The sequence below is a fragment of the Burkholderia perseverans genome, assembly GCF_022870505.1.
GTDB lineage: Bacteria > Pseudomonadota > Gammaproteobacteria > Burkholderiales > Burkholderiaceae > Burkholderia > Burkholderia plantarii.
Map to the genome: position 1 here is coordinate 3,131,785 of NZ_CP045094.1, position 21,162 is coordinate 3,152,946.

A 21,162-nucleotide genomic window follows, 5' to 3' on the forward strand; every position below is an offset into this window, starting at 1 on the left:
TCCACCAAGCTGACCGGACTTGCCGGCTTTCTCAGCGGCGCTGCGTTTTCAGCAGCAGAGAAGCGAGATTATGATCAACGTTTCGCAGCGCGTCAACTACTTTTTTCTCGCTGCGATCAACAACCCGCGTTGATCATTTCCCTTCGACAGAACCAACAAGCAGCCGACTTTCGGCGCTGCGTTCGTCCTGCCTGACTTCCCCTTCCGCGCCGCGTTTCCGTTAGCGCGAAAGAGGCGTGATTCTAAGCACGCTTTCGCCATCGCGCAAGAGGGAAATCGAACAATTTTTCCCGTACATCGCAGCCTGCGTATTTCAACCGCCTCAACCACCGACATCAGCCGCCGCCGGCCATGAATTCATCGGGACTTCCCGGCGATCCGCTGCATACTTCTGGATCGGACTAAAATGACTGGTTCAACGCACCCACCTAATCCATTCAGATATATGCGCCAGCGAACCGCCAAACGCCTTCCCCCCGATGCCGACAAACTGGTCGGCCTGTCGCTCGCGCTGTTCGCGTCCGGCAGCCGTGTCGAGGACCGGTTCTGGGAAGCGAAGCTCGATGCGCTGCTCACCAAGGTGATCCGCAACGGCAACCAGACGACGCTCGATGCCGCGCTCGACCATCTGCAACAGAATCACCCCGACGCCTATGGCGCGCTCGCCGACATGGCGGAAACCCATAGCGAATCGCTGCTGATGGAGCATGAGGAGAAGACGCACGAGGCCTTGCTGGTGGCTGTGCCGATCCTCGCCTGGACGCGCTACATGATCCCGTCGGGTCCGCTCAAGGCGGAAATCGCCGACGTACTGCGCACGCATCTGCAGGCGCACGTGCTCGCCGAGCACACGCACGTAGCGCTCGCGCCGTTCCTCTACAGCATCGACCAACTACCGCGCCATCATGTCGAGGCGTATCGCCTCACGCAGCAATTGGCGCAGGCCGCGCTCGGCGGGCAAACCCCGCGCATCAACTTCGGCGATCTGCCCGAGACCTCGCCGATCCTCGCCGACCCGCGCTTCCTGCTGGCCGTGGTCGCCACGCCCGCCGGCTCGCCGATGTTTCGCTGGCAGGAGGAAGACCAGGGTGCGCGCATCGAACGCAGCCAGTGCCTCGAGCAATGGACGAGCCAGGGCGGCGGCAACCTGTCGAACGCGCTGCCCGGCTGCGAGTTCGAGTGCCTGCTGCCGGACGCCTACTACTCGGCCTGCCGCGACGCCGACGAGCGCGTGCGCCCGCACACGGTCCGTACGGCGATCCGCTATCTGTTCGACACGATCGGCGCCGCACCGCAGGAACTGCGCGCGGTGGTCGCCGGCTTCGGGGAACGCCGCATCGACGAATACCGGATCGGCTTCACCCGCCGCGGTAGCAACGATGTGATCTACGGCGTCGTCTGGCCGCTCTATGGCCGTGAGAACGGCGACATCGCCGCCGAGGAAACCATGCTCGAGGGCGAAACGCCGATCGACGGCCCGGTCGAGGAAATCGCCTCGCTGCTGAAGGACACCGGCGTCACCGACATCCGTCGCCACGCCGGCCGTTTCGAACCGGAATACTGCGACGATTGCGGCGTTCCGCTGTACGCCGACCCACTGGGTGAAATTGTCCATGCGGAAATGCCCGAGGACGCGTCGCCCGCTCAGCCGCATTTTCATTGAGCCGCAGCATCGCCCGCCTCCACCGTCAGTGACAAAGAGCCGCCCGAGGGGCGGCTCTTTTTTTTCGCATACTGACATTTCCGCTTATGTCGTTTGGCCAGGCCGACACCGCGTAAGCACTTTGTCATCATGACCTCAGCATTTCACGTCATCACCGACAAACGCAACGATTAGCGAGGCAAAAAATGCGATTCATGGTGTTGAGTTCCGACGCGGAGCGCCGCGATGGCCTGAGGGCCCTGCTCAGGCAGATCGACCGGCATAGCGGCTACAACGATGCCAAGGACTGGCGGCAGGCCATGCGCCTCGTCCGGCAACAAAGCTTCGACCTGATCGTCGTCGATTTCCGTCCAACCATGCGGCTCGGCGATCTGCGCGCCTTGTGCGAAGCCTGCGCCCCTACGCCGGTGGCGATGCTGGTCGATGCCACCTCGCCTGCCATCGCACCGGACCAGTTCTCGACCGGCGTGCAAGGCGTCGTGCCACGCGGGATGGGCGCCCATCTCGTGATCCGCGCGTTCGAGCTGGTCCTGCTCGGCGGCTACTACGTCCCGCCCGGTGCGCTGAACCTGCTCGACGCCGACGCGGCCGAGCAGCGCGCCACGCGCCGCCTGGGAAGCATCCCGCTACGGCGCCAGCCCACCATCGGCACGCTCTCGCCACGTCAAGCCCAGATCATGCGCTTCGTCCATATGGGCAATACGAACAAAATGATCGCGCGCACGCTCGGCATCAGCGAAGGAACCGTCAAGATCCATCTCGCCAGCATCTTCCAGCAACTGGGCGCCGCCAATCGCGCCGCCGCCGTCGCCATCTACAACGGCTGGCTGCCGCCGCACCTGGAGGTGTTGATCGCCGAGCGCCGGGCGCAGTCGCGGCCAACTCTCGGCGCACCGTGCCCGATCCCGCTGCGCGCCGCCAGTTCTCGCGGCAAGTACCGGCCGATCACGTTCGACGGTCCTGAGCTGCCAATGGCAGCCGAGCCGGAACCGGCGACGCTGAAACGCAACACCTAGCCTCGTGCCCGGCGTCGATTCGATTCCCATTTTTTGGCGTCAACGAGTAAGATTAAACGCATGGGTTTCCTCTACACGCCGCTTCCGCTCTGGGTCGCCGCCGGTGGCTGGGTCGCTGCCGTGGTCGTGCTCGCGCTCGCGTCATGGGGACGTCCGTTCAAACGCCTCCAGGACCCGACGCTGCAGCATGTGTGGTGCGCGCTGATCGCCACCATCACCGTGCTGTGGGCGTCGAATGCATGGCTCGACGACGGGCTCGTCATGCATCTGCTCGGCGCGACGCTGATCGCCACGCTGTTCGACTGGACGCTCGCGCTGATTGCGATGGGCGCCGTCACCGGCATCGCCGCGATCGTGTTCGACGCGACCTGGCTGGGCGTCGGGCTGACCTATCTCGTCTACGGCGCACTGCCGGTGGCCGTCTCGACGCTGCTGCAGCGCGCGACGGTTGCCTGGCTGCCGCATAACCTGTTCGCGTTCATCGTCGGCCAAGGCTTCGCGGCACCGGCGATCACGATCGGCGTGGTCGCCACCGCCGCCGCCGGCGTGCAGCTCGGGCTCGCGGACGGCTCCACGATCGTCATACCGGCCGGCTACGGGCTCAACACGCTGCTGCTCGCGCTGGGCGAAGCCTGGTTCACCGGCATGGCGACGGCGCTGATCGCCATCTATAAACCGGCCTGGGTCACCACCTTCGACGTTCGCCGCTACCGTCTGGGCGGCCCACCCGCCTGATCTCCGCCGCAGGTTCCACGATGGCCGGCCCGTTTCGGACGGCGCCGGTGCCGTTCCCGCTGCTTTCGCCATCATCCGGGAAGGCAGGTCAATAAAATTGCGCTAAGATTGAACTCCTGATCTTCGCCGGGCATCTTACCTGCCCGGTGTCTCCATTCCGCACTTTCGAATCCTGATGGACAGCTTCCCCGCCCAACGTCTTTTCGGCGTGTTCGGCAAGCTGGCAGCCTGTATCGCAGGCCTGTCGCTTGCGCTTTCCGCCCCGGCCTTCGCCGATCTGCTCGATCAGCGCTCCGAACTGATCAACAAATACGTCACCGAGATGCATGCCGATCCGCTCGTCGCCGACTGCGCGGCGCACGGCAACTTCATCGCGAGTACCTCGAGCGCGTTCGACCACGTCGAATTCCCGCCCAGCGCGTTCGACAGCGGCAACTCGACGATCACACCCTGGAACGACTCGTTCGACGAAGGCAAGCAGCGCGTGAAGGTCGACAACATCGTGACGGTCGAGGGCCTCGGCATTCCGCAGAACGGCGGCGATCCGTCGAGCCTGAAGTTCCGCTGCGGCTACGTCGGCAGCCAGATGCTCGCGTTCAGCTGGAACGATCCGGTGCCGCCCGCGAAGCCGCACGTCGAGCGTTCCTCGTCGTCGAAACATCACGCGCATGGACACGCCGTGCGTGGCAAGTCGAAAGCGAAGCCGAGCGGCAAGTCCTCCCGCAAGTCGACGGCCAAGAAATCGAGCGGCACGACGAAGAAGGCCGTGAAGAAGAAGTCGACCTCGAAATAGTCCTGCGACGGGCAAAAGCAAAAGGCCGGAATGCGTCAGCATCCCGGCCTTTTTTGTCTTGAGCGCCCGGCGACGGCGGCTTGCTGCCGCCACGCCTCACGTCATGCGAACCGCTCGATCTGATTCAGGATCGGCAGCAGCATCGCCGCGCCGAGCGCCGCGCTGCGCTCACCGTTCCAGCCCACGCGCTCGTCCGGCAGGTTGGCGTTGTCCTTGAACGGCATCTCGAGCGTCAGCGACAGGCAGCCGAACGCGTTGCCGACGTATTTCGACGCGAGCTTCAGCGCATCCTCGCGATACTTGGCGGCCGGATAGCCATAGCGGTCCTGGAAATCGGGGCTCGCCTGCTTGAACGCGGCGATGAAGGCCTCCTGCGCTTCGCGCTGGCGGTCGGTGAAGCCGGGCAGCATCTCAGAGCCCGCCACGAACACATACGGCAGATCCTCGTCGCCGTGGACGTCGAAGAACATGTCGCAGCCGATCGCATGCAGCGCGTCGCGCACGACATGGACCTCGGGGCTGCGCGCGGCGTCGGGCTCCATCCATTCGCGGTTCAGGTTCGCGCCCACGGCATTGGTGCGCAGGTTGCCGAGCGCGCTGCCGTCCGGGTTCATGTTCGGCACGATGTAGAACGTCGCGTGGTCGTAGAGCTTGCGCGCCACCGCGTCGCCGGCCCAGTCGCCCCAGCCCGCGAGCCGCTTCACGAGCCCCTCGACGAACCATTCGGCCATCGATTCGCCGGGATGCTGGCGCGCGATCACCCACACCTTCTTCTTCGTGCCGGCCTCGTCGGGCGTGCCGAGCACGAGCAGCGACATCGGCCGCCCCTGAACGCTGCGGCCGAGCTCGACCACGTTCGCCTGCGGCATCTGCTGGACCGCGCCGAGGAACTCCGAGCGGCGCTCCTCGCTGTACGGCTCGAAGTAGGCGTAATGGATGGTGTCGAATTCCGGCGTGTGATCGATCGTCATCACGGTCCCGTCGAACCCGGTCGGCACGCGGAACCAGTTCACGCGGTCGTAGCTCGCCACCGCGCGATAGTCGCGCCAGCCGGCCGGATAGGCGCAGGCGTGCGCGTTCTCGAACGCGATCACGCAGCGCTCGCCGCGCGCGCCGGACAGGCGAAAGTAGAACCATTGCGCAAATTCGGACTGGTTGTCGCCGCGAATGCGCAGCCGGATCGCGTCCGGGCGTTCGCAGGCCACGACGTCGATCGCGCCGGCATCGAATTGGCTCGTGATCGAAAGGCTCATCTCATCTCCAGAAAACAGCGCTCTCGCGAGGCGCCGGGTAAAGGCCGAGGTCGGGGCCGAAGCACCGAAGCCAGCGCGCAACGGTCATGGGCAGGCCGGGTTCACGGCCTGCCGCGCGCATCACGCATCGAGCCGGCGGCGGAACACGTAGGTGGAATCGTTCGATGCCTGCGCATCGAATGCATACCCCTCTTCGGCGAAATCCTTGAGCTGCGCGGCCGACGCGACGCGGTTCGTGACCGCGTAACGCGCCATCAGGCCGCGCGCCCGCTTCGCATGGAAGCTGATGATCTTGTAGCGCCCGCCCTTCCAGTCCTCGAACACCGGCGTGATCACCGGCGCTTCGAGCAGCTTCGGCTTGACCGACTTGAAGTACTCGTTCGAGGCGCAGTTCACGAGCACGCGCGCGTCGCCGTCGCGCGAGGCGAGCTGCGTGTTGAGCGCGCGCGTGATGCGCTCGCCCCAGAACGCGTACAGATCCTTGCCGCGCGCATTCTCGAAGCGCGTGCCCATTTCGAGCCGGTACGGCTGCAGCAGGTCGAGCGGACGCAGCAGCCCGTAGAGCCCCGAAAGCACGCGCACGTGCCGCTGCGCGTAATCGAGATCGGCGGCCGACAGCGTGCGGGCGTCGAACCCTTCGTACACGTCGCCGTTGAACGCGAGCACCGCCTGCTTCGCGTTCGCGGTGGTGAAGGTGCGCGACCAGTCCGCATAGCGCCCGTGGTTCAGCCGCGCGAGCGGGTCCGAGATGTCCATCAGCGTCGAGATCTGCTGGGGCGACAATTTCCGCAATCCATCGATCAATTCGGCCGCATCGTCGACGAAATCGGGCAGCGTGTGCGTAGGAACGTGGGGCGCGGTCTCGTAATCGAGCGATTTCGCGGGAGAGAGAACGATTATCATAGAGGCTCGCCGGCACGCGATGCGGTGCCGTCAGACGAAAACCACCGATTGTAACGAATGCCCAGCTCCCACGCTCCACGAGACGGCCGCCGCGTGGTGCTCGACTCGAACGTCTGGATCGACATCCTCGTGTTCGATGATCCCGCCACGCGTCCGATCCGCACCGCGCTCGAACACGGCGCACTGGTCGCGCTGATCGATGCGCGCTGCCTGCACGAACTCGAACGCGTGCTCGACTATCCGCAGTTCGCGCCGCGCCAGATCGACAAGGCCGCCGCGCTCGCCACCGTCGCGCGACTGACCCGGCTCGTCGCCACCGCCGAACCCGATCCCGACGAGGCGCGGCCGCTGCCGAAATGCCGTGACCGCGACGACCAGAAGTTCCTCGAGCTCGCGCGCGCCATCGAGGCCGACTGGCTCGTCTCGAAGGATCGCGCGTTATTGAAGCTGTCGCGCCGCACCGAGCGCGATTTCCTGTTCCGGATCATGCAGCCGGCGCCGTTCGTGGCCGCCTGCGGGCTCGCGCCGGCCGAACCGGCGCCGGCTTGAGCCGCACCTGACAAGCCGCGCCGCCAAGCGACGGCGGCCCTAACTCCACCGCCGAGACACGATGAACGCACCGTCCGCCATGCCAGCCTCCCTGCCCGTCACGCCCGCCGTCGTTTCCCGTCTGCCGCAGGTCGGCACCACGATCTTCACGGTGATGAGCGCGCTCGCCGCCGAAAAGGGCGCGGTGAATCTGGGCCAGGGCTTTCCCGATTTCGACTGCGATCCGGCGATCATCGATGCCGTCGCCGGCGCGATGCGCGAGGGGCACAACCAGTACCCGCCGATGACGGGCGCCGTGCCGCTGCGCGAGGCGATTGCGGAGAAGATCGAGCGGATCTACGGGCGCCGCTACGACGCGGCCAGCGAGATCACGGTCACGGCCGGCGCGACCCAGGCGCTCCTGACGGCGATCCTCTGCACCGTGCATCCGGGTGACGAGGTGATCGTGGTCGAGCCCACCTACGACAGCTACCTGCCGTCGATCGAGCTGGCAGGCGGCAAGCCGGTGTTCGTCACGCTGGAGGCGCCCGACTACGCGATCCCGTTCGACCGGCTCGCGGCCGCGATCACGCCGCGGACACGCCTGCTGCTGATCAACACGCCGCACAACCCGACCGGCACGGTCTGGCGCGAGGCCGACATGCGCCGGCTGGAGGAGATCGTGCGCGGCACCAACGTGCTGATCCTCTCCGACGAGGTCTACGAGCACATGGTGTACGACGGCGAGCGGCACGAAAGCGTGGCGCGTTATCCGGAACTCGCGGCGCGCAGCTTCATCGTGTCGAGCTTCGGCAAGACCTATCACGTGACGGGCTGGAAGGTCGGCTACGTCGCCGCGCCCGCCTCGCTGACTGCCGAGTTCCGCAAGGTCCATCAGTTCAACGTATTCACCGTCAACACGCCGATGCAGGTCGGGCTCGCGAACTATTTGCGCGACCCGCAGCCGTACCTGACGCTGCCCGCGTTCTACCAGAAGAAGCGCGACCTGTTCCGCGACGGGCTCGCCGCGACACGCTTCAAGCTGCTGCCGTGCACGGGCACCTACTTCCAGTGCGTCGACTATTCGGCGATCAGCGGCCTGCCCGAAGCCGAGTTCGCGAAGTGGCTGACGACCGAGATCGGCGTCGCGGCGATCCCCGTCTCGGCGTTCTATCACGAGCCGCACGAATCGGGCGTGGTGCGCTTCTGCTTCGCGAAGCGCGAGGCGACGCTCGCCACCGCGCTCGAACGGCTGGCGCGGCTGTAGGCGAGCGCCGCCATCCGGGCGCGGTGCGCGTCAGCGCTTCGCGCCGTTGGCCTCGAGATGCGCCTTGCGATCGGCCGTCACGCGCTGCGCGGCAGGCCGCTCGCCCACGCGTTTCGAATACGCCTTCCAGTCGATCCCGGCTTCGAGCACCAGGTCGCGGCCGTAGACGGCCTTCGTCGCGAGCCCGACGAGCGGCAGGTGGATGTAGGCGGCCACGTCGGCGATGCCGAAGCGCTCGCCGAGCACGAACGGCTCGAAGCGGGCGAGCCGGCGGAACGCGGCCAGCGCGCTCACGAGCTGCCGTTCGACGCGCTCGCGCGTCTCGTCGCTGGCCGCGCCGCCGAAGAACGCCTGCCCGTACAGGTCGCGCGCCACCCATTCGAGATAGAGTTCGATGAAGATCGTGATCTCGCGGGCCTTGGCCGCTTCGAACGGATCGGCCGGAAACAGCGCCTTGTCCGGATGACGCGCCGCCAGATACTCGACGATCGCCTGCGATTCCGACAGCGCGCCCTGCTCGGTGCGCAGGAACGGCACCTTGCCGAACGGCGAGGCGGCCAGCGCGTCGGCGTCGCGCAACGGTAGCGGCAGCGGTTGCTCCTCGAACGGAATCTCGTATTCGAGCAGCACGAGCTTGACCTTGTTGTAATAGTTCGAAAGCGGGTAACCACAGAGTTGCAGCATCGTCTCTCTCCTGACGGTGAATCGAAGCGTGAGCCATCTTCACGGTGCCGGCGGGCCGTCGCGCCGTGCCAAATAGCACGTTCGTGCTAGTCTAAAGCACTTCGTCGCCGCGGCGACCGGACGCGCCACTCTGAAATGTACCGGAACGCGCCGGCATCGCGCCGCACGCCGTCCACGAGACGGCCCACCAGGAGACCTACCGCATGCGCGCCGAACTGCTCGCGTCCCGCCCCGTCGACAGCGAGTCGACCCTCGTCCTGACGCTGTCCAACCCCGGCGCGCGCAACGCGCTGCATCCCGACATGTATGCGGCCGGCATCGAGGCCATGCACACCGCCGAACGCGACGCCTCGATCGGCGCGGTGGTGCTGACCGGCGCCGACCGCTTCTTCTGCGCGGGCGGCAACCTGAACCGCCTGCTCGAGAACCGCGCCAGGGCCCCCGCCGTGCAGGCCGCGAGCATCGATCTGCTCGGCGAGTGGATCACCGCGATCCGCGGCGCGACGAAGCCGGTGATCGCCGCGGTCGAGGGCGCGGCGGCCGGTGCCGGCTTCTCGCTCGCGCTCGCCTGCGACCTGATCGTTGCCGCCGACGACGCGAAGTTCGTGATGTCCTACGCGCGCGTCGGGCTCACGCCGGACGGCGGCGGCTCGTGGTTCCTCGCGCGGGCCCTGCCGCGGGCGCTCGCGACAGAAATCTTGATCGAGGGCAAGCCGGCCGCCGCGAAGCGCCTGCATGATCTCGGCGTCGTCAACCGCCTCGCGCGCCCCGGCAGCGCGCTCGGCGACGCGCTGGCCTGGGCCGACGAACTCGGCCGCGTCTCGCCGAACGCCGTCGCGCGCGTCAAGGCGCTGCTCGCGCAAGCCCCCGAGCATTCGCTGGCCGCCCACCTGGCCGCCGAACGCGATCACTTCGTGGCCTCGCTGCACCATGCGGACGGGCTCGAGGGCATCACCGCGTTTCTCGAGAAACGCCCGCCCGCCTACACCCGCTGATCGCCCGCCGATCCGCCCATGCCAGCCGATTCCGACATGACCGCCTACACCCTGCCCAAGCGCCGCCGCGTCTACCTGATGCGTCACGGCGACGTGACCTATTTCGACGCCGCCCGCCAGTCGATCGATCCCGATACCGTGCCGCTCAACGAACGCGGCCGCGCCCAGGCACGCGCCGCGGGCCGCGCGTTCGCCTCGCAGTCGATCCGCTTCGACCGCGTCATCACGAGCGGTTTGAACCGCACCGTCGAAACGGCCGCGCTGGTGCTCGCGGAAACCGGCCAGTCGATCGACCTCGAGATCGAGCCGGCCTGGCGCGAGATCCGCGGCGGCCATCTGGCGGACCTGCCGCCCGAGACCGTCGAGGCCGCGTTCCTCGGCGCGCTCGACGGCATCGTGCCCGACCACGTGCCGTTTCTCGGCGGCGAGACCATAGGCGAGCTGATCGACCGGGTCCTGCCGCCGCTCGCCGCGCTGCGCGCCGACGCGAGCTGGGATACCGTGCTGCTGGTGCTGCACGGCGGCGTGAACTGCGCGCTGCTCTCGCACGCGACGCTGCCCGAGCAGCGCCTGTTCATCGGCCGGCTCGCGCAGTCGACCGGCTGCATCAACGTGCTCGACGTCGGCGAGCCCGCGCACGACTGGGTGATCCGGCAGATCAACTACACGCCGCCCGACGCGCTGCACCGCGACGCGCGCAACACCGTGATGGAAGTGCTCTACCAGCAGTTCATCGAGGCGAACGCGGGCCGCTGAGCCCGCGCCGCGCAACCGGAGGCAACGATGACGCACGCGCCGCAGCAACCGGCAGCGAATCCGATCGACACCACCGCGTTCGAGGGCACCGCGCCCGTGAGCGCCGCGCAGCGCATCGACTTGCCCGCGCTCGACGCCTGGCTCGCCGGCCACGTCGACGGCTACGCCGGGCCGCTCTCGATCGAGCAGTTCCGCGGCGGCCAGTCCAATCCGACCTTCAAGCTCGTCACGCCGGCACGACACTACGTGCTGCGCGCGAAGCCGGCGCCGGCGGCGAAGCTGCTGCCGTCGGCGCACGCGATCGAGCGCGAATACCGCGTGATGGCCGCGCTCGACGGCACCGCGGTACCGGTGCCGCGCATGCTCGCGCTCTGCGAGGACGAAACCGTGATCGGCCGCGCGTTCTACGTGATGAGCTGCGTGGAGGGGCGCGTACTCTGGGATCCGGCGCTGCCCGGCATGACGCGCGCCGAGCGCGCCGCGCACTACGACGAGATGAATCGCGTGATCGCCGCGCTGCACGCGCTCGATCCGCAGGCGCTCGGGCTTGCCGACTACGGCAAGCCCGGCAGCTACTTCGCGCGGCAGGTCGGACGCTGGAGCAAGCAGTATCTGGCTTCGGAAACCGAGCCGATCGACGCGATGCACCGGCTGATCGACTGGCTGCCGCGGCACCTGCCGCCCGGCGACGCCGACCGCGAACGCACGTCGATCGTGCATGGCGACTTCCGTCTCGACAACCTGATCTTCGCGCCCGACGCGCCGCGCGTGCTGGCCGTGCTCGACTGGGAGCTGTCGACGCTCGGCGATCCGCTCGCCGATTTCTCGTATCACTGCATGACCTGGCACGTCGAGCCGGGGCGCTTTCGCGGCGTGGCCGGCCTCGACTGGGCCGCGCTCGGGATTCCCGACGAGGCGAGCTACATCGCGCGCTACCGCGAGCGCACGGGCTTCGCGATCGAGGGCGACTGGCACTTCTATCTCGCCTACAACATGTTCCGGATCGCCGCGATCCTGCAGGGCATCATGAAGCGCGTGGCCGACGGCACCGCGTCGAGCGCGCGCGCGCTCGACGCCGGCCGGCAGGCGCGCCCGATGGCCGAACTCGCGTGGCGCTACGCGCAGCGCGTGGCCTGACGATCCGGCGGCCGGCGAAACAACGATCCGGCCACCACGGGCTCGCCATCCCGGCCCGCGCGGTTGCCTCACGCCATCGTGGCGATCCGCCCGCCGTTCCGCTTTCGATCAACGATTCACTTCCAGCGAGGTTGCGATGGATTTCGATTACTCCCCGAAGGTCGACGTGATGCGCGAACGGCTGCTTGCGTTCTTCGACGAGCACATCTACCCGAACGAGCGCGCCTTCCACGACGAGATCGCGCGCAACCGGCGCGACGGCGACGCGTGGCGCCCCGTCGGCCTGCTCGAGACGCTCAAGCGCGAGGCGCGCGCCGCCGGCCTCTGGAATCTGTTCCTGCCGGCCTCCGATCGCGGCGCGGGCCTCTCCAATCTCGACTACGCGCCGCTCTGCGAAATCATGGGGCGCGTGCCGTGGGCGCCCGAGGTGTTCAACTGCAGCGCGCCCGACACCGGCAACATGGAAACGCTCGAGCGCTACGGCGACGACGAGCAGAAGCGGACCTGGCTCGAGCCGCTGCTCGACGGCGCGATCCGCTCGGCGTTCCTGATGACCGAGCCCGAGGTGGCCTCCTCGGACGCGACCAACATCCGCACCCGGATCGAACGCGACGGCGACGAGTACCTGATCAACGGCCACAAGTGGTGGTCGTCGGGCGCGGGCGATCCGCGCTGCAAGCTCTACATCGTGATGGGCAAGTCCGATCCGGAGGCGCCGCGCCACGCGCAGCAGTCGATGATCCTGGTGCCGTCGGACGCGCCCGGCGTCACGGTCCGGCGTCCGCTCAGCGTGTTCGGCTACGACGACGCGCCGCACGGCCATATGGAGATCACGCTCGACAAGGTCCGCGTGCCGGCCGCGAACCTGCTGCTCGGCGAGGGCCGCGGCTTCGAGATCGCGCAGGGCCGGCTCGGGCCGGGCCGGATCCACCACTGCATGCGCCTGATCGGGCTCGCCGAGCGCGCGCTCGAACTGATGTGCCGGCGCGCGCTGCAGCGCGTCGCGTTCGGCAAGCCGATCGCCGAGCAGACGGTGACGCAGGAACGCCTCGCCGAGGCGCGCTGCCTGATCGACCAGGCGCGGCTGCTCACGCTGAAGGCCGCCTACACGATGGACAAGGTCGGCAACAAGGGGGCGCGCGGCGAGATCGCGATGATCAAGGTGGTGGCGCCGAACACCGCCTGCCAGGTGATCGACTGGGCGATCCAGGCGCACGGCGGCGGCGGGGTCAGCGACGACTTCCCGCTCGCCTATGCCTATGCCTCGGCGCGCACGCTGCGTTTCGCCGACGGGCCGGACGAGGTGCATCGCAACGCGATCGCCAAGCTCGAACTGGCACGCCACGCGGCGGCCACCGGCCAGACCGGCTGAGGGCAAACGAGCAGGCAAATCAGGGCGCCAGTGGCGGACAAGGCACGGCGGGGCCGGCGCCCCGCCGCCCGTCAGAACAGATGCAGCGTGATGAACTCGGCCGCGCAGGCGAGCGCCGGCTCGCCGGTCGAATCGACCTGCACCGCGACCGACCACGAGCATTGCAGGCCGCCCTGCTTGCTGTCGGTGGCGGTCTTCACCGAGAACAGCCCGCGCACCTTCGCGCCGACCGGCACCGGCCGCAGGAAGCGCACGCGGTTCAGCCCGTAGTTCACGCCCATCTTCTGCTCGAATTCGATCGCGTCGACCATCAGCGACGGGATCAGCGACAGCGTCAGGAAGCCGTGCGCGATCGGCGCGCCGAACGGCGACTCGCGCGCGGCCCGCTCGGGATCGACGTGAATCCACTGGTGATCGTCGGTCGCGTCGGCGAAGCGGTCCACGCGCGCCTGCTCGATCGTGATCCAGCGGCTCGCGAAGCCATCGGCGCCGACCAGATCGCGCAGGGCCTGCACCGACGCGATGCGCGGCCGCCCGGCGCGCTCGCCCGCAGCCTCGCCGCTCATGCGTTCGCCTGCGGATTGCGCAGCCCGAAGATCACCTTCGACTTCACCGTGATCACGGTGTCGCCGTCCTCGTTCTTGCCGATCCATTCGGTCGTCACGATGCCGCGATCGGGGCGGCTCGCGGACAGCCGCTTGTCGACGATGCTCTGGAACATCGTGATGGTCGCGCCGGCGCGCACCGGCTTCAGCCAGCGGATCTCGTCGATGCCGGGCGAGCCCATGCTGGTCGAGTCGCTCAGCACGTTGCGCACCAGCATGCCCATGAACACCGAGCAGGTGTGCCAGCCGCTCGCCACCAGGCCGCCGAACGGCGAGGCCTTGCCGCCCGCCTCGTCGAGATGGAACGGTTGCGGATCATAGCGCTGCGCGAACTCGACGATGTCCTCGGGCGTGAACGTGTGCTTGCCGATCTCGGTCAGTGCGCCGACTTCCAGATCTTCGTAACCGATCGTCATGCTTCTCTCTCCTGTTGGAATCCTGTTGGGTTTTGACGAAATTGGCACCTCAGACCGCATCGTATTCGAAAAAGGACGGCAGGGCGGCAAACCGGGCCAGGTGATGGTCGACGTCGCCGAGCGTCGTCTCGATGATCGCGAGCCGCTTGAACAGATGCGCGGCCGCGACCTCCTGCGTCATGCCCATGCCGCCGTGCAGCTGGATCGCCTGCTGGCCGACGAAGCGCGCGGCCTGGCCGACGCGCGCCTTCGCGGCCGACACGGCGCGCCGCCGGACGTCGGCATCGTCGTCCGCGTAGCGCACCGCGGCCAGATAGGTCAGCGAGCGGGCCTGCTCGGTATGGATCAGCATGTCGACCATCCGGTGCTGCAGCACCTGGAAGCGCGCGATCGGCGCGCCGAACTGCTCGCGCGTCTTCGTGTAGTCGAGCGTGGCGCGGTTCAGCGCGTCGAGCGCGCCGAGCGCCTCGGCGCACAGCAGCACGATGCCGTAGTCGGCGATCCGCTCCAGCGCGGCGGCGCCGTGCGCGCCGTCCACGATCCGGCGCGCCGGCGTCGCCGCGAAGCGCAGCGTGGCCGCGCGCTGCCCGTCGATGGTCCGATAGTCGTCGGCGGCGGCGCCGGCCGCGCCGCGCTCGACGACGAACAGCGCGATCGCGCCGTCGGGCTGCCTCGCCGGCACGATCCACGCGTGCGCCTGCGCGCCGTGGCGGACCACCGCCTTGGTGCCGTCGAGCCGGAAGCCGTCGCCGTCGGGTTCGGCGCGCGTGTCGATCGCGTCCAGCTCGTAGCGCGCGCCCGGTTCGTCGAACGCGACGGCCAGCACGGCGTCGCCGCCGGCCGCGCGCTCGAGCAGCGCGGCGGCGGCAGTGTTCTCGGCGCTCGCGGCGATCCGCAGCGCTTCGATGCCGACCGCCGTCGCCCAGTACGGCTCGACCACCAGCGCGGCGCCGAGCGCCTGCATGGCGACCAGCATCTCGACCGCGCCACCGCCGAGACCACCGAACGCCTCGGGCACCGGCAGCGCGGTCAGGCCCAGCTCGGCGAACGCGCGCCACTGCCCGGCCGAGACGCCGGCCGCGGAGCCGACGATCGCCTGCCGTGCGTCGAATCCGTAACGCTCGCCCAGGTAACGACGCAGCGCGTCGGCGAACTGCTGTTGCTCTTCGCTGAAAGTGAAGTCCATGCGTCGCTCCTCAAAGGCCGAGAATCATCTGCGCGATGATGTTCTTCTGGATTTCATTCGAGCCGCCGTAGATCGACATCTTGCGGAAGTTGAAATACTGGGCGGCGAGCGGCGCCGCGTCGTCGCTGCCGGCGCTCGCATGCTCGCGTTCGCCGTCGAGGAACGCGGGATCGAACGGCGCGGCGAGCGGCCCGATCGCCTCGACCATCAGCTCGGACAGCGCCTGCTGGATCTCGGAGCCCTTGATCTTCAGCATCGACGCCTCGGGGCCGGGGCCACGCCCGCGGCCCTCCTGGCCGATCACGCGCAGCGCGGTCACTTCGAGCGCGATCAGGTCGATCTCGAGCGAGGCCACGCGCGCGGCGAACACCGGGTCTTCGAGCAGCGGGCGGCCGTGGCGGCGCTGGGCGGCCGCGAGGCGCTTCAGGAATCTCAGCTCGCGCTTCGAGTTGCCGACGCGCGCGATGCTGGTGCGCTCGTGGCCGAGCAGATACTTCGCGTAGGTCCAGCCGCGGTGCGCCTCGCCGACGAGATTCTCCGCCGGCACCTTCACGTCCTCGAAGAACACTTCGTTGACTTCGTGTTCCTCGTCGAGCGTAATGATCGGCCGGACAGTGACGCCGGGCGAAGTCATGTCGATCAGCAGGAACGAAATACCCTCCTGCTTCTTCGCGGCGGGATCGGTGCGCACCAGGCAGAACATCATGTCGGCGTGCTGGCCGAGCGTGGTCCAGGTCTTCTGGCCGTTCACGACGTAGTGATCGCCGTGCCGTTCGGCGCGCGTGCGCAGCGAGGCGAGATCGGAGCCCGAGCCCGGTTCGGAATAGCCCTGGCACCACCAGTCGGTGCCGTCGAGGATGCGCGGCAGCCAGTGGCGCTGCTGCGCCTCGTTGCCGTATTTGATCAGCACCGGGCCGACCATCGAGACGCCGAACGTCAGCGGCGGCGGCGTGCCGGCGCGCGCGCATTCCTCGTCCCAGATGTAGCGGCGCGTCGCGTCCCAGCCCGGGCCGCCGTATTCGGCCGGCCAGCCCGGCGCGGACCAGCCGCGCGTGGCGAGCGTGCGGTGCCAGCCGAGATAGTCGTCTCGGCCAAGGCGCTTGTGATTGTGAACCTTGTCGCGCAGCGAGCGAGGCAGGTGAGCCTCGAGCCACGCGCGGATGTCGGCGCGGAACGCGTCGTCGGCGGGGGAATAATCCAGATCCATGCGCATGTCTCCTGGCCGCGGACCGCGGCGGCCGCCCGGGAGACGCGCGCCGATCAGGATTCGATCATTGCAGCGGCTCTTTCAGCGCGGCCGGCAACGGCAGCGGCATCACGTCGATGCCTTCTTCGGCGAGGGCGCGCGCATCCTCGGGCGAGGTCACGCCGCGGATGCTGCGCGCGGGCGCTTCGTCGTAATGGATGCGTCGCGCTTCCTCGGCGAAGCGCTCGCCCACGTTCTCCGTCTTGTCCAGCACCTCGCGCAGCGCGCGCATCAGCTGCGCCTGCAGCTGGCGCGGATCGGCCTGGCCGGCCGGCGGCCTGGCCTGCGTCGCGCCGGACAGGTTCAGGCGCGGCGCCGACGGCATCCGGCTGATCTCGGTGGCCGCGCAGACCGGGCATTCGACGAGCCTGCGGGCAAGCTGCGATTCGAATTCGTCGGCGGACGCGAACCAGCCTTCGAAGCGATGGCCGTGCGAGCACTGTAAATCGAGGACCTTCATGCGGACTCGGGGCGTCTTGCGAGTGTACGCCCAAATGGAAGATTTAAGAACGGTCGTGCTAAATCACGATCGAGACCGTCCGGGCAGCGGCCCGGGTGCGCGAGATTGTAGCGCGCGGCGCGATTCGCCGCCGGAGCCGGTCGAAAAACCGGAAGAAGGCAGGAAAGACGGCAAGCGAGGCGGCGCCAGCAATGAGCCGGCCGCCGCACTCGCAGCGGGCGGATGGTCAGCCCTGCTCGGCCGCGCCGAGCGGCCAGGTGCCGGCCAGCACCTTTTCGAGCCACATCGTGCCGATGATCGTCTTCACGTCGGTGATCTGGCCGGTGCGGATCCATTCGAGCAGGTCCGGCAGCGTGGCCGTGAAGGTTTCGAGGAATTCGCCCTCGTCGAGTTGGCGTTCGCCGGCCACGAGCCCCTTCGCCAGATAGATGTCGATGAATTCGGTGGAATACGAAATGATCGGGTGGATCCGCGTCAGGTAGACGTACTCGCGCGCGGCATAGCCGGTTTCCTCGCGCAGTTCGCGGATCGCGCAGGCGAGCGGCCCTTCCTGCGGATCGAGCTTGCCGGCCGGATACTCGGCCATCACCTTGCCGATCGGATAGCGGAACTGGCTTTCCATCAGCACGCGGCCGTCGTCGAACAGCGGGATCACCATCACCGCGCCGGGATGGCGAATGTATTCGCGCACCGCGTGCTTGCCGTCGGGCAGCCGCACGGTGTCGCGTGTCACCTTGAGGAAGTGGCCGTCGAGAATGGATTCGCTTTCGACGCAGACTTCGGTCAGCTGTGCGTCGTGATTCGGTAATTCGGCCATCGTCGGCTCCAGGGTTGGACGCGACGGCCGGGACCGTCAGCGTCGTTTGACGAGATACTGAAACGTGAAGCCCGGGAACGCGAACACCACGAACAGGCTGAAGGTGATCGCGTAGAACTGCCAGCCCTGTTCGAAGCGATTGCCGGCGCGCGATTCGAGCCAGAAGCCGAGCACGCCGACCGCGAAATACAGCACGATCATTTCGCCGATCCGCAGCCACGCGCTCTTGCGCGCCGTGCCGGCACGGGCCGGCACGCACGCGAACAGGCGTTGATTCACGAACGGCAGGTTGGCGCCCGCGAGCGCCAGCAGCACGATGAACCAGCCGGCCGCGGACATCAGAGCGGCAGCGTATGGGTGATCGCCTGCAGGCAGATTTCGATCAGCCTGCTGGGCGCGACACCGAGCACCACCACGGCGGCGCCGTTGAGCAGCAGCACGCCGCGGTTCAGCGAGTCGCTCATGATCGGGTTGCTGTCCTGCGGCGCATCGAAGTACATCAGCTTCACGATACGCAGATAATAGAACGCGCCGAACAACGAGGAGATGACACCGAGGATCGCGAGCCAGGTCAGGCCGGCGTTGATGGTGGCCTCGAGCACCGCGAGCTTCGCGTAGAACCCGACCGTCGGCGGGATGCCGGCCAGCGAGAACATCATCACCATCATCACGAACGCGAACACCGGGCTGCGCTTGTTGAGGCCCTTGAAGTCGTCGAGCGTTTCAGCCTCGAAATCGCGGCGGGCGAGCAGCATCACGATACCGAACGCGCCGAGCGTGGTGATCAGGTAGACGATCGAGTAGAACATCGCCGAGCTGTAGGCGGTGGCCGCGAACGTCGGGCTGCCCTTCACGACGCCCGACAGCAGGCCCAGCAGCACGAAGCCCATGTTCGAGATCGCCGAGTAGGCCAGCATCCGCTTGACGTTGCGCTGGACGATACCGGTGATGTTGCCGACGATCAGCGACAGCGCCGCGAGGATCACCAGCATCTGCTGCCAGTCGGCCGCGAGCGGCAGCAGGCCCATCACGAGGAAGCGCAGGCCCCAGGCGAACGCGGCCACCTTCGGGCCGCCGCCCGTGAACAGCGACATCGCCGTCGGCGCGCCTTGGTAGACGTCGGGTACCCACATGTGAAACGGCACCGCGCCGAGCTTGAACGCCACGCCGGCCACCACGAAGATCACGCCGAACAGCAGCACCGCGTCGTTGATGCGGCCCGAGGCGATCGCGTTCAGCACGTCGTGCAGTTCGAGCGAGCCGGACGCGCCGTACAGCATCGAGATGCCGTAGAGCACGAAGCCGGAGGCCAGCGCGCCGAGCACGTAGTACTTCATCGCCGCTTCGCTCGACTGCGCGCCGTCGCGGCGCAGCGCGATCAGCGCGTACAGCGACAGCGACATCAGTTCGAGGCCGAGATACAGCGTCAGGAAGTTGTTGCCCGAGATCATCACGAGCTGGCCGAGCAGCGAGAACATCCCGAGCAGGAACACGTCGCCGCGGAACAGGTCGCGATCGGCGAGATAGCGGCGCGAGTAGATCAGCGAGACGCCGTAGCCGAACGAGACCACCGACTTCATCACGCTCGCGAACGAATCGACGACGATCATGCGCGAGAAGAAGTAGTACTGGTGCGGATCGAAGGCCTGGACCGCAAACCACACGCCGGCGGCGATCGACGAGACGACCGCGATCAGGAACGTGAGACGACGGCCGGATTCACCGGCCAGGGTGTCGTTCAGCCACGCCACGATGATGGCGAACATCACGAGCGCGTCGGGCAACAAGGCATTCATAGGTGCGTTTTGCATGGTCTTGGTTTCCTCCGCCCACACTTACTGCGGGGACAGCGGCAGCTTGGATTGCGCAACGTGAGAGAGGAGGTTTTCTACGGAAACGTGCATCACGTCGGTGAAGGGCTTCGGATACAGGCCCATCAGCAGCGTGAACGCGGCCAGCACGGCGAGCATCGAGAATTCACGAGCGCCGATGTCCTTCAGCCGCGTTACCTTCTCGTTGACCACCTTGCCGAAATAGACGCGTTTGTACATCCACAGCGTGTAGCCCGCGCCCAGAATCAGCGTGAAGCCCGCGCCGAACGCGATCCAGAAATTGAACTTCACGGACGCGAGGATCACCATGAACTCGCCGACGAACCCGGAGGTGCCGGGCAGCCCGCAGTTCGCCATCGCGAACAGCAACGCGAACGTCGCGAACTTCGGCATGACGTTCACGACCCCGCCGTACTCGGCGATATTGCGCGTATGGAGGCGATCGTACAACACGCCGATACAAAGGAACATCGCCCCGGAGACGAAACCGTGCGAAATCATCTGCACGATCGCGCCCTCGACGCCGAGCTGGCTGAAGATGAAGAAGCCGAGCGTGACGAAGCCCATGTGCGCGATCGACGAATACGCGACCAGCTTCTTCATGTCGGTCTGCACCATCGCCACGAGGCCGATGTAGATCACGGCGACGAGCGACAGCGCGATCACCACCGGCGCCAGGTAATGCGAGGCGTCGGGCGTGACCGGCAGCGAGAAGCGCAGGAAGCCATAGGCGCCGAGCTTCAGCATGATCGCGGCCAGCACCACCGAGCCGCCGGTGGGCGCCTCGACGTGCGCGTCGGGCAGCCAGGTGTGGACGGGCCACATCGGCACCTTCACCGCGAACGCGAGGAAGAACGCGGCGAACAGCAGTAGCTGCGGCGTCATCGCGAGCTTCGCGCTCTGCCACGCGGCCAGATCGAAGGTGTGCGTCTCGCGGTACAGGTAGATCAGCGCGACCAGCATCAGCAGCGAACCGGCCAGCGTATAAAGGAAGAACTTGAACGCCGCGTAGACGCGGTTCGGGCCGCCCCAGACGCCGATGATGATGTACATCGGGATCAGCGTGGCCTCGAAGAACACGTAGAACAGCAGGCCGTCGGCCGCCGAGAACACCCCGATCATGATGCCGGACAGGATCAGGAACGCCGCCAGGTACTGCGAGACGTTCTCGGTGATGACTTCCCACGCGGCGACGACGACGATGACGGTGATCAGCGCCGTCAGCACGACGAACCACATCGAGATCCCGTCGACGCCGAGGTGATACGAAACATTGAACCGTTCGATCCAGCTCACGTTCTCCTGGAACTGGAGAGCCGCGGTGCTCGGATCGAAACCGGTGACGAGCGGAATCGTGACAGCAAACCCGAGCAGCGAACCGAGCAGCGCGACCCAACGGATCACGCCGGGCTTCCGGTCCGTGCCGATGGCCAGAATCACGAGGCCAAACACGATTGGAAGCCAGATGGCGGTACTGAGAATCGGAAATGCGGACATG

23 protein-coding genes are annotated in these 21,162 nt (G+C 67.3%); 11 read left to right on the plus strand and 12 right to left on the minus strand.

Annotation, left to right across the window (positions count from 1 at the left end; genetic code table 11):
• The 5 genes from BpN12_RS28385 to BpN12_RS28405 form a co-directional block, all read left to right on the plus strand.
• Positions 1 to 195, plus strand: a 195-nt coding sequence (locus BpN12_RS28385; protein ID WP_246795494.1) for a hypothetical protein, incomplete at its 5' end; no start/stop codon positions are given.
• Positions 196 to 445: 250 nt separating this feature from the next.
• On the plus strand, positions 446 to 1,663 hold the full coding sequence (locus BpN12_RS28390) for a DUF2863 family protein (RefSeq protein ID WP_246798034.1): 1,218 nt from the start codon (positions 446 to 448) through the stop codon (positions 1,661 to 1,663).
• Between the two features lie 185 nt (positions 1,664 to 1,848).
• Positions 1,849 to 2,679, plus strand: coding sequence for a LuxR C-terminal-related transcriptional regulator (locus tag BpN12_RS28395; RefSeq protein WP_246795495.1), 831 nt, complete (start codon positions 1,849 to 1,851; stop codon positions 2,677 to 2,679).
• Between the two features lie 60 nt (positions 2,680 to 2,739).
• Positions 2,740 to 3,414, plus strand: coding sequence for an energy-coupling factor ABC transporter permease (locus BpN12_RS28400; protein ID WP_246795496.1), 675 nt, complete (start codon positions 2,740 to 2,742; stop codon positions 3,412 to 3,414).
• Between the two features lie 175 nt (positions 3,415 to 3,589).
• On the plus strand, positions 3,590 to 4,207 hold the full coding sequence (locus BpN12_RS28405) for a BspC domain-containing protein (protein ID WP_246795497.1): 618 nt from the start codon (positions 3,590 to 3,592) through the stop codon (positions 4,205 to 4,207).
• 101 nt (positions 4,208 to 4,308) lie between these two features.
• On the opposite strand, the gene BpN12_RS28410 is transcribed toward BpN12_RS28405, so the two are convergent.
• Positions 4,309 to 5,460 carry a M14 family metallopeptidase gene (locus BpN12_RS28410; protein WP_246795498.1) on the minus strand — a complete coding sequence of 384 codons (1,152 nt, stop codon included), beginning with the start codon at positions 5,458 to 5,460 and terminating at the stop codon, positions 4,309 to 4,311.
• 120 nt (positions 5,461 to 5,580) lie between these two features.
• The gene (gene yaaA / locus BpN12_RS28415) at positions 5,581 to 6,363 is read right to left on the minus strand and encodes a peroxide stress protein YaaA (RefSeq protein ID WP_246795499.1); all 783 of its coding nucleotides are present in this window, start codon (positions 6,361 to 6,363) and stop codon (positions 5,581 to 5,583) included.
• Between the two features lie 57 nt (positions 6,364 to 6,420).
• Between yaaA and BpN12_RS28420 the strand changes: the two genes are divergently transcribed.
• Entirely contained in the window at positions 6,421 to 6,912 is a 492-nt protein-coding gene (locus tag BpN12_RS28420; protein ID WP_246795500.1) for a putative toxin-antitoxin system toxin component, PIN family, read from the plus strand.
• A 61-nt stretch (positions 6,913 to 6,973) separates the two neighbouring features.
• Complete coding sequence (locus BpN12_RS28425; RefSeq protein ID WP_246795501.1) at positions 6,974 to 8,158, plus strand: pyridoxal phosphate-dependent aminotransferase; 1,185 nt, start codon at positions 6,974 to 6,976, stop codon at positions 8,156 to 8,158.
• A 30-nt stretch (positions 8,159 to 8,188) separates the two neighbouring features.
• On the opposite strand, the gene BpN12_RS28430 is transcribed toward BpN12_RS28425, so the two are convergent.
• On the minus strand, positions 8,189 to 8,842 hold the full coding sequence (locus BpN12_RS28430) for a glutathione S-transferase family protein (RefSeq protein ID WP_246795502.1): 654 nt from the start codon (positions 8,840 to 8,842) through the stop codon (positions 8,189 to 8,191).
• A gap of 203 nt (positions 8,843 to 9,045) precedes the next feature.
• Between BpN12_RS28430 and BpN12_RS28435 the strand changes: the two genes are divergently transcribed.
• The 4 genes from BpN12_RS28435 (at position 9,046) to BpN12_RS28450 (ending at position 13,102) form a co-directional block, all read left to right on the plus strand.
• Positions 9,046 to 9,837 carry an oxepin-CoA hydrolase, alternative type gene (locus tag BpN12_RS28435; protein WP_246795503.1) on the plus strand — a complete coding sequence of 264 codons (792 nt, stop codon included), beginning with the start codon at positions 9,046 to 9,048 and terminating at the stop codon, positions 9,835 to 9,837.
• A gap of 36 nt (positions 9,838 to 9,873) precedes the next feature.
• Positions 9,874 to 10,593: a histidine phosphatase family protein gene (locus BpN12_RS28440; RefSeq protein WP_246795504.1), complete on the plus strand. Its 720-nt coding sequence runs from the start codon at positions 9,874 to 9,876 to the stop codon at positions 10,591 to 10,593.
• 27 nt (positions 10,594 to 10,620) lie between these two features.
• A complete protein-coding gene (locus BpN12_RS28445) occupies positions 10,621 to 11,730 on the plus strand; it encodes a phosphotransferase (protein ID WP_246795505.1) in 1,110 nt (369 codons plus the stop codon).
• Between the two features lie 136 nt (positions 11,731 to 11,866).
• Positions 11,867 to 13,102: an acyl-CoA dehydrogenase family protein gene (locus tag BpN12_RS28450; protein WP_246795506.1), complete on the plus strand. Its 1,236-nt coding sequence runs from the start codon at positions 11,867 to 11,869 to the stop codon at positions 13,100 to 13,102.
• A gap of 71 nt (positions 13,103 to 13,173) precedes the next feature.
• Here the strand turns inward: BpN12_RS28450 and BpN12_RS28455 are convergent, their stop codons facing one another.
• The 9 genes from BpN12_RS28455 to BpN12_RS28495 form a co-directional block, all read right to left on the minus strand.
• Positions 13,174 to 13,668 carry a MaoC family dehydratase gene (locus tag BpN12_RS28455; RefSeq protein WP_246795507.1) on the minus strand — a complete coding sequence of 165 codons (495 nt, stop codon included), beginning with the start codon at positions 13,666 to 13,668 and terminating at the stop codon, positions 13,174 to 13,176.
• Positions 13,665 to 14,123 carry a MaoC family dehydratase gene (locus BpN12_RS28460; RefSeq protein ID WP_246795508.1) on the minus strand — a complete coding sequence of 153 codons (459 nt, stop codon included), beginning with the start codon at positions 14,121 to 14,123 and terminating at the stop codon, positions 13,665 to 13,667. Before BpN12_RS28460 ends, BpN12_RS28455 begins: the two co-directional genes overlap by 4 nt.
• A gap of 49 nt (positions 14,124 to 14,172) precedes the next feature.
• Complete coding sequence (locus tag BpN12_RS28465) at positions 14,173 to 15,309, minus strand: acyl-CoA dehydrogenase family protein (protein WP_246795509.1); 1,137 nt, start codon at positions 15,307 to 15,309, stop codon at positions 14,173 to 14,175.
• A 10-nt stretch (positions 15,310 to 15,319) separates the two neighbouring features.
• Positions 15,320 to 16,516 (minus strand): acyl-CoA dehydrogenase family protein, encoded by a 1,197-nt coding sequence (locus tag BpN12_RS28470; protein WP_246795510.1) that lies wholly within the window; start codon positions 16,514 to 16,516, stop codon positions 15,320 to 15,322.
• A 64-nt stretch (positions 16,517 to 16,580) separates the two neighbouring features.
• Positions 16,581 to 17,015: a DUF1178 family protein gene (locus BpN12_RS28475; protein ID WP_246795511.1), complete on the minus strand. Its 435-nt coding sequence runs from the start codon at positions 17,013 to 17,015 to the stop codon at positions 16,581 to 16,583.
• Positions 17,016 to 17,241: 226 nt separating this feature from the next.
• Positions 17,242 to 17,832 (minus strand): NUDIX domain-containing protein, encoded by a 591-nt coding sequence (locus BpN12_RS28480; RefSeq protein ID WP_246795512.1) that lies wholly within the window; start codon positions 17,830 to 17,832, stop codon positions 17,242 to 17,244.
• A gap of 36 nt (positions 17,833 to 17,868) precedes the next feature.
• Entirely contained in the window at positions 17,869 to 18,171 is a 303-nt protein-coding gene (locus BpN12_RS28485; protein WP_246795513.1) for a DUF2818 family protein, read from the minus strand.
• Positions 18,171 to 19,628, minus strand: a complete 1,458-nt coding sequence (nuoN, locus tag BpN12_RS28490; protein ID WP_042625592.1) for an NADH-quinone oxidoreductase subunit NuoN — start codon at positions 19,626 to 19,628, stop codon at positions 18,171 to 18,173. The genes BpN12_RS28485 and nuoN overlap by 1 nt, the downstream gene beginning before the upstream one ends.
• 39 nt (positions 19,629 to 19,667) lie before the next feature.
• Positions 19,668 to 21,161 carry an NADH-quinone oxidoreductase subunit M gene (locus BpN12_RS28495; RefSeq protein WP_246795514.1) on the minus strand — a complete coding sequence of 498 codons (1,494 nt, stop codon included), beginning with the start codon at positions 21,159 to 21,161 and terminating at the stop codon, positions 19,668 to 19,670.
• Between the last annotated feature and the right edge of the window lies 1 nt (position 21,162).